Source organism: Pseudomonas sp. GW822-FHT02E03 (genome assembly GCF_058802325.1).
Genome location: NZ_JBXAOA010000008.1, coordinates 150237 through 163528, shown reverse-complemented (window position 1 = coordinate 163528; position 13292 = coordinate 150237). Strand labels below are relative to the sequence as shown.

The following is a 13292-nucleotide window of genomic DNA, read 5'->3' as shown; positions in this document are numbered from 1 at the left end:
GCAAAACCCTGTGGGAGCGGCTTGCCCGGGTAGAAACCGGAGACATCCTTTACGTTTTAAACCGCAGACATCGTTTACAGGTATGAAATACGGTCAGGAGGTGCCTCCGCGATGGTGGCAGTACAGACACTCTTGCAGTGACTGTCGGGCCGCTATCGCGAGCAGGCTCCCACAGGGGACCTGCGTTGTGTCAGTAGTTGTTGGCGCCCATCCGGCACGCAATCTCGAACGCCTGGCGGATCGCCCCGACATTCGCCTTGCCCTGCCCCGCAATATCAAACGCGGTGCCATGGGCCGGTGTGGTAATCGGTATCGGCAACCCGCCTTGCACCGTCACCCCACGGGAGAAGCCCATCAACTTGATCGCGATCTGCCCTTGGTCGTGATACATGGTCACCACCGCATCAAAGGCACTGGCATCGCCCTGCACCTTGAGGAAAATCGTGTCGGCGGGGTATGGCCCCTCGGCCGCAACACCCAGCGCCTGAGCCGAACGAACAGCCGGGCCAATAATGTCCAATTCTTCGCGACCGAACGAGCCGTTGTCACCGTTGTGCGGGTTCAGCCCGCACACGCCGATACGCGGTTTGGCCAGGCCGTTGCGCTTGAGGGCTGTGTCGATCAGCTGGATCGCTTCGACCACCCGCGTCTGGCTGAGCATGCCCGGCACATCGGCCAGCGCCACATGGGATGTCACGCGCGACGTCCACAGGTTGTCGAGCACGTTGAACTCGCAGAACGGCCCGTGGAAATCCAGTAGCTCGGCGAACCAGTGCAGCTCGTCGCTGTGGGCCATACCGGCCATGTGCAGCGAGGTCTTGTTCAACGGCCCGAACAGCACCGCGTCGGTAGTCCCGGTCTCGGTCAGGCGCAGGGCTTTTTCCAGGGTGTCGAGGCTGTAGCGGCCGCCGATGACACTGGCTTCGCTGCGCGGGAACTCGCCAATGGTGTCGCCACGGAAGTCATAGAACAGCGGCGTGTCATCGCGAAAATCCAATTGATCCAGAGATTCGATGCGACGGTAAGGAAACTCTGTCCCGGCGATGCGCATGCCGCGACGCATTTCCGCTTCATCGGCAATCAGGATCACATTCGCCTGGCTACGCACTTGAGGCTCTGCGAGCAGGCGTGCGATCAGTTCCGGGCCGATGCCGGCCGGGTCACCCAGGACCATGGCGATGGTCGTCTTGTTCATGCTTCACTCCTCAAGGTTTCAGGCCATGTTCGGTCAATGGCACAAGGTTCACAGCGATAAACCCGCTGCGCGTTGCTGTAGAAAAGCCGTTCCTGATCGGCACCTGGCAGATCTGCAACGATGGATTTGAAACCGCTGTAAATGTCATCAAACGAGCCGCACAGGCTGTCCACCGGAAAGTTGCTGGCGAACATCGCCCGATCAGTGCCGAACATGGCGATCACTTCACGCACGATCCAGGCGTTGTCTTTGGCGCGCCATGCCTGGCCACCCTGCCCAAGACCGGAAATCTTCACCTGCACGTTCGGCCATTCGGCTAGCCGCGCCATCGCCAGACGCCAACCTGCCAGGCCTTCGGCACTGCGGTCATTGGGCAACCCGGCGTGATTGAGAATCAGCGTGGTACCGGGAAAGTCCCGAGCCAGCCGTTCGGCCTCGTGCAGGTTCCACCACGGGGTCTGCAAATCGAAATGCAAGTCCAGCCCTTCGAGGGCGGCAAAACTGCGCCGCCAGTGTTCGTCGCTCATCAGGCTGCGAACATGGCCAACTTGCGCAGGCGTGGTCGGGCCGCCGGGTTTGTGGCGCACGCTGCGTACACACTTGAAACTGGCTTGTTCGGCGAGCACTGCAATGGCGTCCGGATGATCGAGCCAGGCTTGCGCCACGACCGCGTTCGGGACGCCGTATCGGACGGCCAGCCCCTCGATGAAAAGGGTTTCGCCAATCGGGTCTTGCGGGTCCCATTCAGTCTCGACGTATACCGTTTGCACCACGCGATGCTGGCCAGCGTCAGCGAAATAGTCTTCGGGAAAGTAGCGACGTTTGATCGCGCTGTAATCACCGTAGCGAAAAGGAATGTTGGCTTCGGGCGCCAGCCACGGATGGTCATTGATCGACGGATCCCAGAAGTGATGATGGGCATCGATGATGGGACCGTTCCACAACTCACCCATGACGCACCTCCTCAAGACTGATGAATAAAGTTGCCAGCACGAACACCGCCGAGCACACCGCAAAGAAGCCCAGCACCGGCGCAAAACCACCGGTCATTTGCACAATGATTCCCACCAGGATCGGCACCGCAATCCCGCCCGTGCTGCCGGCCATGTTCATCACGCCGCCGATCAGGCCGACCCGCGCCGGTGCCGCCAACAGCGCCGGGAAGCTCCAGTAGAGGCTGCCCCACATCAAGAAAAACGCGGTCATGGCCAACAACGCCACGGCCGCAAAAGGATTGCTCAGGGTCGGCAGCAGCAGGAACGCACCGAGGGCCACCAGGCCGGAAAACGCCAGCAGACTCTTGACCGCCACACCGCGGCTGACGCCCTTGCGGATCAACCCGTCGCAGAGGAAACCACCGGTCAACGAACCCAACGCGCCGCACACGAAGATCACGAACGTCGCAGCGCCAATGCCTTTGATATCGAAGCCGCGAGCCTGGGCCAGATAACTCGGCCCCCAGGTCAGCAGACCGAAATACACCATCGCCCAGCAGGCACGACCAATCAGCAAACCACTCAGGGATCGTGCGGCAATGCCCAGGCCCTTGACCGGAATGCGCGCAGCTTCGGCGGCAGGAGTGGCGCGTCCGGCGTTGATTTTCTCCAGTTCCGCCGCATTCACTTGCGGGTGACTGGCAGGGTCATCGCGCAGATACCGCCACGCCAGCCAGGCCAGGACCAGGGTCGCGATGCCGGCGATCACGAACGCCAGGCGCCATGAGTCCAGCGAAGCAATCAGATAAGCAATGATCAAACCGCCAAGTGCCACGCCCAACGGGCTGCCGCTGTCCATCAGCACCGCGCCGCGACTGCGCTCGCTCGGTGCCAGCCACAGGGAAATCAGCTTGCCGCCCGAAGGGAACAACGGTGCTTCCGCAGCCCCCAGGGCCACCCGCGCGAAGAGCAACGACAAGCCGCCGGTGGCAAAGGCCGCCAGTACCTGAAACATTCCCCATAATCCGGTGGACCAACTGATGACTCGGTGCGGCCCGAAGCGATCAATCATCCAGCCGCCGGGAATCTGCAGCAGCGCATAGGCCCAGAAGAAGCTGCTGAGAATCAGCCCTTGCATGCTCGGTGACAGGGAAAACTCATGGGCGATGGTCGGCATTGCAATGGACAGCGACACCCGATCGATCAGGTTAACCATGGTCAAGGCAAAGATGATCGCAAAGATCCGCCAGCGCACGCTGCTGGCTTGACTGGTATCGGCCATCAAAGTCGACGCTGCCGTTGGCTGGACATCTGCGCCGGGCAGATGCAGGGAAGCACTGGGACGAGCCATGGTGCATACCTCGTTTTATTATTGTTGTGAATTGCAACTTTGCCGCTTCATGGCGGCGCTGGTGAGCACTATCGAAGGCTCAGTGATAACCGTCTAATCAAAACTTGAAATAAGGCGATAGCCTCGGGTTATGGCATACCCTGCTTTCGGGAGGCTTTCAACGCTTGGCGCAGGGGTCGACTTTGCGCTTGAACGGCTCTGGCGCACAGGGATCAGCGACAAAATGCGCTTTTCTCGGTCATCACCTATAACCCCAGGCTATCGGTGTATGTATTGTTTTGACTAGACGCCGGACCGCAGGCTTCCCACACTCAGGCCAGGCTTGCGGCTTTCCCAAGTCACTCATAACAACTACAAAAACGAGGCCCTTCCATGCGAAATGCATTCGTCCGTCGCACTTCCCGTCTGTTTCTTGGCTGCACGCTGGTCGCCGCCGGCGCCCTTCCCGCTCTGGCTCACGCCTGGCAACCGGACAAGAACGTCGAAATCGTTGTCGCTGGCGGTCCAGGTGGCGGCACCGATCAACTCGGTCGACTGATCCAGTCAATCATCACCACACACAAGTTCCTCGACGTGAATACCATCGTCCTCAACAAGGGCGGCGGCAACGGCGCCGAAGCCTTTCTCGACCTGAAAATGAATAAGGGTGATCCGGAAAAACTGGTGATCGGCACCAACAACATCTATCTGTTGCCACTGGTGTCCAAGCTCGGTTATCAATGGCAGGAACTGACCCCCATCGCGGCAGTGGCCGAGGACGACTTCATCCTCTGGAGCTACAAAGGTGCGCCGTGGAAGGATGCGAAAAGCTTCTACGAAGCGGCCAAGGCCGACCCGTCGAAACTGCGCATGGGTGGCAGCCAGTCCAAGGATGTCGACCAGACATTGACCCTGCTGCTGAACCAGACCAACAACAGTAAGCTGGTGTACATCCCCTTCAAGAGCGGCAGTGAAGCCGCGACCCAACTGGCCGGCAAACACATCGCCGCCAACGTCAACAACCCCAGCGAAAGCATCAGCCAGTGGCGCGGCGATCAGGTCGAACCGCTCTGCGTGTTCAGTAAGCAACGCATGAGCTACACCGAGAAAGTCGCCGGCGAAAAATCCTGGGCCGACGTTCCGACCTGTCACGAGCAAGGCCTGGGCATCGATCAGTATCGCTTCCCACGCACCGTGTTCATGCCCGGCGAAGTCACCGCCGAACAGCGGGCGTTCTATGTCGAGTTGATGCGCAAAGTCACCGAGACGCCGGAGTTCAAGGCCTACGTCAAGCAGAACGCACTGGTGCCGACCTTCCTCGAAGGCGAGCCACTGACTGCTTACATCGAGAAAGACACCGCTCGCGTTACGCCGGTGTTCAAAGAAGCCGGCTGGCTGAAAAACTGAGTTGTTTGCGGCCGTTCGCCTGCGCACGGCCGTCACCTCTGGAGGTGCTTTCATGTCCCATTCTTCGGATTCACCGGCGCTGGTCGGTACCCGCTGGGTCGAACTCGGCCTGACACTCTTCACCACGCTGATCGGCGCGGTGGTGATGTACGGCAGCGTCGAACAAGGTATCGGCTGGGGCGATTCCGGCCCCGAGCCGGGTTACTTTCCCTTCTACATTGGCCTGTTGCTGAGCGCCGCAAGCGTGGGCAACGGTGTGTTGACCCTGGTGCGCTGGCAAGCCCTGAGCCTTTCATTCGTCAGCCGCAGTGCATTCAAACAGGTGTTATCGGTGTTTATCCCGATTGCGCTGTTCGTCGGCGCCATGCCGTTCACTGGCATCTACGTGGCATCGGCCTGTTTCATCGCCTGGTTCATGTGGCGTGACAAGGTCCGCGTCAAACCGTATGGCAAGTTGGCGATCAGCGGCGTGTCCCTCGGCGCGGTGCTCGCCAGCTACCTGATTTTCGCGCTGTGGTTCAAGGTCCCGCTGGATGCCGGCCCGATGGGCGACTGGATTGCTCTGGCCGGGAGAACCTTCAAATGAGCGAGTTCGATTCTCTGCTGCAAGGCATGAACCTGATCCTGACCCCGGGCCATATCGGCCTGATGGTGATCGGTGTGCTGCTGGGCATTCTGGTCGGCGTGTTGCCCGGCCTCGGCGCCCCGAATGGCGTGGCGTTGTTGCTGCCGCTGACGTTCACCATGTCGCCAGTGTCGGCGATCATTTTGCTGTCGTGCATGTATTGGGGCGCGCTGTTCGGCGGCTCGATCACCTCGATTCTGTTCAACATCCCCGGCGAGCCCTCATCGGTGGCGACCACCTTCGACGGCTACCCGATGGCCCGCGAAGGTCGCGCCGCCGAAGCCCTGACCGCTGCGTTCAGCTCGGCGTTGATCGGCGCGTTGGCCGGGGTGTTGTTGCTGACGTTCCTGTCGACAAAAATTGCTGCGTTCGCCATGTCTTTCAGCTCGCCGGAGTTCTTCGCGGTATACCTGCTGGCATTCTGCACGTTCATCGGCATGAGCAAGAACCCGCCGCTGAAAACCGTGGTCGCGATGATGATAGGTTTCGCCATGGCTGCGGTCGGCATGGACACCGTGTCCGGCAACCTGCGCTTGACGTTCGACCAGCCGATCCTGATGACCGGGATCAGCTTCGAAGTGGCGGTCATCGGCCTGTTCGGCATTGGCGAAATCCTCTGCACGGTGGAGGAAGGCCTGGTGTTTCGCGGTGAGCATGCGCGCATCACGCCGATGATCATCCTGCGCACGTGGGCCAAGTTGCCGCGCTACTGGTGGACGATTGTGCGCAGCACCCTGGTCGGTTGCTGGATGGGCATCACGCCGGGCGGTCCGACGGCGGCATCGTTCATGAGTTACAGCCTGGCGCGGCGCTTTTCGAAGAATCGCGAGAACTTCGGCAAGGGTGAACTCGAAGGCGTGATCGCCCCGGAAACCGCCGACCACGCGGCCGGCACCAGCGCCCTGCTGCCGATGCTGACGCTGGGCATTCCCGGTTCGGCAACGGCAGCAGTGATGCTCGGAGGCTTGATGATCTGGGGCCTGCACCCGGGCCCGACGCTGTTCGTCGAGCAACATGACTTCGTCTGGGGCCTGATCGCCAGCATGTACCTGGGCAACGTCGTCAGCTTGATTGTGGTGTTGGCCACCGTGCCGCTGTTCGCTTCGATCCTGCGCATTCCGTTCTCGATCATTGCGCCGATCATCATCATGGTCTGCGCTATCGGTGCGTACTCGGTGCATAACTCGTTCTTCGACGTGGTGCTGATGCTCGGCTTCGGCGCGCTGGGTTATCTGTTCAAGAAACTCGGTTACCCGATCGCGCCGCTAGTGCTGGCGGCGGTGTTGGGGGACAAGGCTGAAGATGCGTTCCGGCAGTCGATGCTGTTCTCCGACGGTCACATCGGGATCTTCTGGTCGAACCCATTGGTGGGTGGCCTGACCACGACGGCGCTGCTGATGCTGTTCTGGCCGCTGATTTCCAAGGTGCTGCAAACCCTGTTGGGCCTGCGCAAACCCCACGTCGCCAAGCCAAAATCGGTGCTGTGACACAGCAATGCTGGCAACGCCTGACATTTGTTGTCAGGCTTGCCGCAGTCCTTTTTGCGAGCACGGCCCATGACCCGAATTCCTGCTGCCAATGTGATCCACAGTCGACTGCGTCTGCGCCAACTGCGGCTGATGCTGGCGTTGCAGGAATTCGGCTCATTGCGTCGCGCTGCCGACCACATCGGCATGACCCAGCCCGCGGCGACCAAGATGCTGCACGAAGCCGAGGATTTGCTGGGTGTGGAACTGTTCGAGCGCCTGCCTCGGGGTATGCGCTCTACACCCTTCGGGGAAACTGTCATCTACTATGCGCGCATGGTGTTTGCCGAACTCAGTGGCATGCGCGAAGAACTGGTGGCGCTCGAGTCTGGCAACCTTGGGCGGGTCGCGGTTGGCGCGATCCCGGCGCTGGCCTCCGGGCTCTTGACCCGCACCATCGCCACCTTGAAGCAAAGCCATCCACGGTTGTCGATGAGCATTCAGGTCGATACCAGCGACGTGCTGGTACAGGCCCTGTTGCAGGATCAGCTGGATATTGTATTGGGGCGGATTCCGGCCGGTGCGCGAGCCGAAGAGTTGCTGTTCGACAGCCTTGGCGAAGAGGCCTTGTGCGTGATTGCCGGCGCGCAAAATCCACTGGCGAAGGAGAAGCAGCTGAGCTGGGCAGAATTGCAGAACATGACCTGGGTGCTGCAACAACATCCAAGCCCGATGCGCGCGATCATCAATCAGGTATTTCACAACGCACGGGTCGACATCCCCAGCAGCATCGTCGAAACCACGTCGATCATGACCCTGCTCTCATTGATCCAGCAGACCGACATGCTCGGTGTTACACCCGTGTCGGTGGTCGAGGATTATCCCGGCCGTGATCTGCTGGCCGTGTTGCCGATCAAGTTCGAAGCACGGCTGCCACCCTATGGGCTGATCACCCGGCGTCATCGTATTCAGTCGTCGGCGATGCAGGCGTTCATGAATTCGGTGCGGGCCGAGCATGCTCTGGCGAAATAGAAACAGCGCGGCATGAAATGTAATGACTTGGACAAAGGGCTGTAGCAGGTGTCGAGCCCCAGCGGTGCTACGTTCGGCTGCTACAGATCGCGCTACAGTTTTGTAGAAGCCTCAGCCAAGCAGCCAATACCCCAACAACGTCAACACCACCACCGCCACCACCGGCCGCAGTACGCGGTAGGCCTTGGGGTTACGACGCTTCCACTGTTTGACCAGACCGCTGAATTTGTCGCTGAAATTCTTGCTCCTGGCGTAGGCCTGGTTGATCCCGCCAACGCGTTCATCATCAAGGTTCTGGGGTGCCGTGGCGCGCCCCAGCCAGCCGCTGATCGAGCGGTTGATGCGGGTCATCAGACGGTTGCTCAGCGGTCGTTCGATGTCGCAGAACAGAATGACTCGAGTTTGCTCGGTTTCATTCTTGACCCAATGCACGTAGGTCTCGTCGAACATCACGTCTTCGCCATCACGCCAGGCGTAGACCTGACCGTCGACGAAGATCCGGCAATCGTCGGAGTTCGGCGTCGACAGCCCCAAGTGATAACGCAGGGAGCCGCCGAACGGATCGCGATGCGGGTTGAGGTGACTGCCGCCGGGCAACAGCGCAAACATGGCGCCTTTGACGTTGGGAATTTTGCTGAGCAGTGCCACGGTTTTCGGGCACAGGGCTTCGGCTGATGGCAGTGGTTTGTCGTACCACTTGAGGTAAAAGCGCTTCCAGCCTTTCTTGAAGAACGAACCGAACCCGGCGTCGTTGTTCCTTTCGGCGGCGCGGATGTAGCCCTCGTCAAACAAATGCATCGCTTCGTCGCGAATAACTTCCCAATTGTCCCTCAGCACATCCAGTTCGGGGAACTTGCTGCGGTCCAGGTAGGGTTTGGATGGCACGCTGGAGAACAGGTACATCAGGGCGTTATAAGGTGCGAACAGGGCCGAGTGATTGACGAACTGACGCAGAACCGGCAAACGCGCCTTGCCACGCAAGTGCACATAGAGCGTGCTGCCGAGAAACAGCAACAACACCGACGCCTTCGCGACAAAGGAAAAGTTCATCTACAACTCCTTGATAGTAGGTAACTTTGCACAACGCCATTTACCCGACGTGGCAATCGGCCATGATAAACACTACCGGCCTCGGGAAATACCCGCATCACTCAACATTCAGTGTTAAGGATTACGCAACAAACACTTGTTAACACAAGGTTCCTGAACGGGGGCTGACCTGAATCACCCGCAGAACCTGTAGGAGCGAGGCTTGCCCGCGAAGAATGCACCGCTTTTTTTCAAGTATTACGCGTCATCGTTCTTCGCGGGCAAGCCTCGCTCCTACCCGTTTGGCTGCGAAGCTCGCAAAATGTTATTGCTGATTCTCCTGTTCGGTAAACAGATCACTGAACAGCATGCTCGACAGGTAGCGCTCGCCAGAGTCGGGCAGAATCACCACGATGGTCTTGCCCTGCATTTCCGGGGTTTCGGCCAGCCGCACAGCCACCGCCATGGCGGCGCCGCACGAGATACCGCTCAAAATCCCTTCTTCCTGCATCAGGCGCAGGGCCATTGCCTTGGACTCATCGTCGCTGACCAGTTCGACCCGGTCGACCATCGACAGGTCCAGGTTCTTCGGCACAAAACCAGCGCCGATGCCCTGAATTTTGTGAGGGCTCGGCTTGATCTCTTCACCCGCCATCGCCTGGGTGATCACTGGAGACACCACCGGCTCCACCGCCACCGAGATAATCGGTTTGCCCTGGGTATTCTTGATATACCGCGAAACCCCGGTAATGGTTCCACCTGTCCCGACACCCGCCACCAGTACGTCGACCGCACCGTCGGTGTCGCTCCAGATTTCCGGCCCGGTGGTTTTTTCGTGGATGGCCGGGTTGGCCGGGTTTTCGAACTGCCCCGGCATGAAGTAGGTCGATGGATCACTGGCGAGGATTTCGGCGGCTTTCTCGATCGCGCCTTTCATGCCTTTGGCCGGTTCCGTCAACACCAGTTCGGCGCCAAGGGCTTTGAGCACCTTGCGCCGTTCGATGCTCATGGACGCGGGCATGGTCAATACCAGTCGGTAACCGCGGGCAGCGGCAACGAACGCCAGGCCGATGCCGGTATTGCCCGAAGTCGGTTCGATGATGGTCATGCCAGGCTTGAGTTTACCGGTGCTTTCGGCGTCCCAGATCATGTTCGCGCCGATCCGGCACTTGACCGAATAGCCGGGGTTGCGCCCTTCGATCTTGGCCAGGATGGTGACACCACGCGGGGCGATACGGTTGATCTGAACCAGCGGCGTATTGCCAATGGAATGGGCGTTGTCAGCATAAATACGGCTCATGGCTGGGTCCTTGTACAGCGTTGAATTAGCTGTCCAAGGTATGCCTGTTACCCGTGGTCGTCCAGTCAGTCGAACGTCCGCTTACCCCCGCAGTCAATCGCTTTATACCGCCAGAGATTTGCCGCCATGAAGCGTCGATACAGTTGGCCCCTGTGGACCCTCGCCGGCCTCGTTCTGCTGCTGGTTGCCCTGCACATTGCCCTGCCCTACGTGGTGCGCGATTACCTCAACGAAAGATTGGCGAACATGGGTGACTACCGCGGGCAGATTACCGACGTAGATCTGGCCCTGTGGCGCGGCGCCTACAAAATCAATGGACTGAAAATCGTCAAGGTCAATGGCAAGGTTCCCGTGCCTTTCGTCAACGCGCCATTGATTGACCTCTCCGTCAGCTGGCACTCGCTCTGGTATGACCACGCGGTGGTGGCCGAGGCGCAGTTCGACAAACCCGAGGTGAACTTCGTCGACGGCGGTGCCAACAAGAAAAACTCCCAGACCGGTGAGGGCACTGACTGGCGGGCACAATTGGAAAAATTGCTGCCGATTACCCTGAACGAAGTGCGGATCAACGACGGGCGGGTCACCTTCCGAAACTTCAATTCAAAACCGCCCGTGAACATGAATGCGACCCAGGTCAATGCCAGCATTTACAACCTGACCAACGTGGTCGACACCAAAGGCAAACGCGATGCCCGATTCGACGGCAAGGCTCTGTTGCTGGGGCATGCACCGCTGGAAACCACGGCGACCTTCGATCCGCTGAGCGACTTCCAGGACTTCGAATTTCGCCTGCGCGCCAGGAACCTTGAACTCAAACGCATGAACGACTTCGCCTCGGCCTACGGCAAGTTCGACTTCAATGCCGGCCATGGCGACGTGGTCATCGAAGCCGAAGCCAACAAGGGCCAACTCACCGGCTACATCAAGCCGCTGTTGCGCGACGTCGATGTGTTCAATTGGCAGCAGGACGTGGAAAACAAGGACAAAGGGATATTCCGTTCCATCTGGGAAGCACTCGTCGGTGGCACCGAGAACGTGCTGAAGAACCAACCGAAAAATCAGTTCGCCACTCGCGTCCAGCTCAGAGGCAGCGTGCATCAACGAGATATCAGCGCATTCGAGGCTTTTTTGCAGATTTTGCGTAATGGTTTCATCGAGGCGTTCAATGCCCAGTACGAACGACCGAAACCGGATGCCGGTTAGGACTTGCGTGTGACGGTGTAACGACCGGTTTCTTCCGCTGCCCGCGCCGGGTTTGTTTGCTGCTGCAAGAAGTCCCAGCCCAGGCAAGCCAGGGCCAACGACCGCGGCACAGCTTCACGACCACTGCTGTAGCGACTGATACTGCGGGCACTGACGCCCAGCGCCTCGGCCGCCTGATTCAGCGGCAACCCGGTGCGAGCACGCCAATCGATGAAAATACGGGTATTTTCATCTACCGCATTTTGCGCAAGAGCATCCAGATAGAGCGTGTCTGCGCCAATCTGGATATCCAGTTCGGGCCACTCCACGCTCCAGCCATCGTCACCCAAGGCTGCACCTTCAAAAGCACGGCCCTCCAGCAATGGCTGCAACCCCGGGTATGAACGCAGGTCGCGAGTTAGATCGAGGCTCAGTTGCTGCCCATCGATAAAAGTCAGCGCCAGCCTGTAATCCGGCAACGCCTGCACGACCGACAGCCGTGGTCGTTTCATGGGTAACATCGTTTCCAATCCTCCAGCAATTGCACCTGATGGGCCCTGACCCACTCCAGCGCTTCCTTGATAATCAGCGGCGGTGCCTTGCCCATCATCACTTCGAGGGTTTGCAGGCTGAGCATCACGTCCAGGCCGCCACCGGTCAGGTGGACATGGGGCGGCGGATGATCCTTCTCGCGCAACTGAATGCGGTACGTATCGCGAAATCGGTACTTAGTAGACATGCCCCGCAAGCTATCGCCAAAATGGCGATAGCTCAATACTGGCTAGCGGCCGAGACTGAGTCAAGATGTGACGCCCCATTCAGAGACTGAATAAGCCGTCTGCGTTCACAGTCGACCGGGCACCGCGTTATAGTCGGGTACTACAATTATTGCGCCCCGCCCTGCCTCGTTCAGGTCGGCGTTACCGTTCGAGGATTAGCAGATGAAGTTCGAAGGCACCCAGGCCTACGTCGCCACCGATGACCTGAAGCTGGCGGTCAACGCCGCCATCACTCTGGAACGGCCACTGCTGGTCAAGGGCGAGCCAGGCACCGGCAAGACCATGCTCGCCGAGCAACTGGCCGAGTCCTTCGGCGCCAAGTTGATTACCTGGCACATCAAGTCCACCACCAAGGCGCATCAAGGCCTGTACGAGTACGACGCGGTCAGCCGCCTGCGAGATTCGCAGCTGGGCACGGAAAAGGTTCACGACGTCCGCAACTACCTGAAGAAGGGCAAGCTCTGGGAGGCTTTCGAGTCCGAAGAGCGGGTGATTCTGCTGATCGATGAAATCGACAAAGCCGACATCGAGTTCCCCAACGACTTGCTGCAAGAACTCGACAAGATGGAGTTCTACGTTTACGAGATCGACGAGACCATCAAGGCCAAGAAGCGCCCGATCATCATCATTACCTCCAACAACGAGAAAGAGCTGCCGGACGCCTTCCTGCGCCGCTGCTTCTTCCATTACATCGCCTTTCCGGATCGCGTCACGATGCAGCGGATCGTCGACGTGCATTACCCGAACATCAAGAAAGACCTGGTCAGCGAAGCGCTGGACGTGTTCTTCGACGTACGCAAGGTGCCGGGCTTGAAGAAAAAGCCATCGACCTCCGAACTGGTGGACTGGCTGAAACTGCTGATGGCCGACAACATCGGTGAAGCGGTGCTGCGTGAGCGCGATCCGACCAAGGCCATTCCGCCACTGGCCGGCGCCTTGGTGAAGAACGAACAAGACGTGCAATTGCTTGAGCGTCTGGCGTTCATGAGCCGTCGCGGCACTCGATAAGGGT

13 protein-coding genes are annotated in these 13292 nt (G+C 59.3%); 6 read left to right on the top strand and 7 right to left on the bottom strand.

Going from position 1 to position 13292, the window contains the following annotated elements:
• Window positions 1-190: 190 nt before the first annotated feature.
• Genes AC1RQB_RS09275 through AC1RQB_RS09265 form a run of 3 tightly spaced genes read right to left on the bottom strand, consistent with a single transcriptional unit; the run spans window position 191 to window position 3412 of the window.
• A complete protein-coding gene (locus tag AC1RQB_RS09275) occupies window positions 191-1195 on the bottom strand; it encodes a 4-hydroxythreonine-4-phosphate dehydrogenase PdxA (protein ID WP_063342793.1) in 1005 nt (334 codons plus the stop codon).
• On the bottom strand, window positions 1192-2148 hold the full coding sequence (locus AC1RQB_RS09270; RefSeq protein ID WP_008067601.1) for an amidohydrolase family protein: 957 nt from the start codon (window positions 2146-2148) through the stop codon (window positions 1192-1194). Before AC1RQB_RS09270 ends, AC1RQB_RS09275 begins: the two co-directional genes overlap by 4 nt.
• Entirely contained in the window at window positions 2141-3412 is a 1272-nt protein-coding gene (locus AC1RQB_RS09265) for an MFS transporter (protein WP_241824505.1), read from the bottom strand. The genes AC1RQB_RS09270 and AC1RQB_RS09265 overlap by 8 nt, the downstream gene beginning before the upstream one ends.
• 441 nt (window positions 3413-3853) lie before the next feature.
• On the opposite strand from AC1RQB_RS09265, the gene AC1RQB_RS09260 reads away from it, so the two are divergent.
• From AC1RQB_RS09260 to AC1RQB_RS09245, 4 genes are all read left to right on the top strand, one after another.
• Window positions 3854-4867, top strand: coding sequence for a Bug family tripartite tricarboxylate transporter substrate binding protein (locus tag AC1RQB_RS09260; protein ID WP_008067598.1), 1014 nt, complete (start codon window positions 3854-3856; stop codon window positions 4865-4867).
• 52 nt (window positions 4868-4919) lie between these two features.
• Complete coding sequence (locus tag AC1RQB_RS09255; RefSeq protein ID WP_008067597.1) at window positions 4920-5453, top strand: tripartite tricarboxylate transporter TctB family protein; 534 nt, start codon at window positions 4920-4922, stop codon at window positions 5451-5453.
• The gene (locus AC1RQB_RS09250; protein ID WP_063342791.1) at window positions 5450-6979 is read left to right on the top strand and encodes a tripartite tricarboxylate transporter permease; all 1530 of its coding nucleotides are present in this window, start codon (window positions 5450-5452) and stop codon (window positions 6977-6979) included. The genes AC1RQB_RS09255 and AC1RQB_RS09250 overlap by 4 nt, the downstream gene beginning before the upstream one ends.
• Before the next feature lie 69 nt (window positions 6980-7048).
• Complete coding sequence (locus AC1RQB_RS09245) at window positions 7049-7990, top strand: LysR family transcriptional regulator (protein WP_008067592.1); 942 nt, start codon at window positions 7049-7051, stop codon at window positions 7988-7990.
• Between the two features lie 111 nt (window positions 7991-8101).
• Here AC1RQB_RS09245 and AC1RQB_RS09240 read toward each other — a convergent pair whose 3' ends face one another.
• Together AC1RQB_RS09240 and cysK are read right to left on the bottom strand one after the other, a co-directional pair.
• Window positions 8102-9040, bottom strand: a complete 939-nt coding sequence (locus tag AC1RQB_RS09240) for an aspartyl/asparaginyl beta-hydroxylase domain-containing protein (protein ID WP_008067590.1) — start codon at window positions 9038-9040, stop codon at window positions 8102-8104.
• A gap of 304 nt (window positions 9041-9344) precedes the next feature.
• On the bottom strand, window positions 9345-10319 hold the full coding sequence (gene cysK, locus AC1RQB_RS09235; protein ID WP_063342790.1) for a cysteine synthase A: 975 nt from the start codon (window positions 10317-10319) through the stop codon (window positions 9345-9347).
• Window positions 10320-10445: 126 nt separating this feature from the next.
• Between cysK and AC1RQB_RS09230 the strand changes: the two genes are divergently transcribed.
• Entirely contained in the window at window positions 10446-11522 is a 1077-nt protein-coding gene (locus AC1RQB_RS09230; protein ID WP_063342789.1) for a DUF748 domain-containing protein, read from the top strand.
• Here AC1RQB_RS09230 and AC1RQB_RS09225 read toward each other — a convergent pair.
• On the bottom strand, window positions 11519-12022 hold the full coding sequence (locus tag AC1RQB_RS09225) for a DUF2442 domain-containing protein (protein ID WP_008067578.1): 504 nt from the start codon (window positions 12020-12022) through the stop codon (window positions 11519-11521). The genes AC1RQB_RS09230 and AC1RQB_RS09225 overlap by 4 nt on opposite strands.
• Entirely contained in the window at window positions 12010-12240 is a 231-nt protein-coding gene (locus AC1RQB_RS09220) for a DUF4160 domain-containing protein (RefSeq protein WP_063342788.1), read from the bottom strand. Before AC1RQB_RS09220 ends, AC1RQB_RS09225 begins: the two co-directional genes overlap by 13 nt.
• A gap of 202 nt (window positions 12241-12442) precedes the next feature.
• Between AC1RQB_RS09220 and AC1RQB_RS09215 the strand changes: the two genes are divergently transcribed.
• On the top strand, window positions 12443-13288 hold the full coding sequence (locus AC1RQB_RS09215) for an AAA family ATPase (RefSeq protein ID WP_007898718.1): 846 nt from the start codon (window positions 12443-12445) through the stop codon (window positions 13286-13288).
• The last annotated feature ends 4 nt before the right edge of the window (window positions 13289-13292 follow it).

Coding starts and splice junctions, on each gene's coding strand:
- AC1RQB_RS09275 (WP_063342793.1), bottom strand. CDS start 1,195: ATGAACAAGACGACCATCGCCATGGTCCTGGGTGACCCGGCCGGCATC.
- AC1RQB_RS09265 (WP_241824505.1), bottom strand. CDS start 3,412: ATGGCCGATACCAGTCAAGCCAGCAGCGTGCGCTGGCGGATCTTTGCG.
- AC1RQB_RS09270 (WP_008067601.1), bottom strand. CDS start 2,148: ATGGGTGAGTTGTGGAACGGTCCCATCATCGATGCCCATCATCACTTC.
- AC1RQB_RS09260 (WP_008067598.1), top strand. CDS start 3,854: ATGCGAAATGCATTCGTCCGTCGCACTTCCCGTCTGTTTCTTGGCTGC.
- AC1RQB_RS09220 (WP_063342788.1), bottom strand. CDS start 12,240: ATGTCTACTAAGTACCGATTTCGCGATACGTACCGCATTCAGTTGCGC.
- AC1RQB_RS09245 (WP_008067592.1), top strand. CDS start 7,049: ATGACCCGAATTCCTGCTGCCAATGTGATCCACAGTCGACTGCGTCTG.
- AC1RQB_RS09225 (WP_008067578.1), bottom strand. CDS start 12,022: ATGTTACCCATGAAACGACCACGGCTGTCGGTCGTGCAGGCGTTGCCG.
- AC1RQB_RS09250 (WP_063342791.1), top strand. CDS start 5,450: ATGAGCGAGTTCGATTCTCTGCTGCAAGGCATGAACCTGATCCTGACC.
- AC1RQB_RS09255 (WP_008067597.1), top strand. CDS start 4,920: ATGTCCCATTCTTCGGATTCACCGGCGCTGGTCGGTACCCGCTGGGTC.
- AC1RQB_RS09230 (WP_063342789.1), top strand. CDS start 10,446: ATGAAGCGTCGATACAGTTGGCCCCTGTGGACCCTCGCCGGCCTCGTT.
- cysK (WP_063342790.1), bottom strand. CDS start 10,319: ATGAGCCGTATTTATGCTGACAACGCCCATTCCATTGGCAATACGCCG.
- AC1RQB_RS09215 (WP_007898718.1), top strand. CDS start 12,443: ATGAAGTTCGAAGGCACCCAGGCCTACGTCGCCACCGATGACCTGAAG.
- AC1RQB_RS09240 (WP_008067590.1), bottom strand. CDS start 9,040: ATGAACTTTTCCTTTGTCGCGAAGGCGTCGGTGTTGTTGCTGTTTCTC.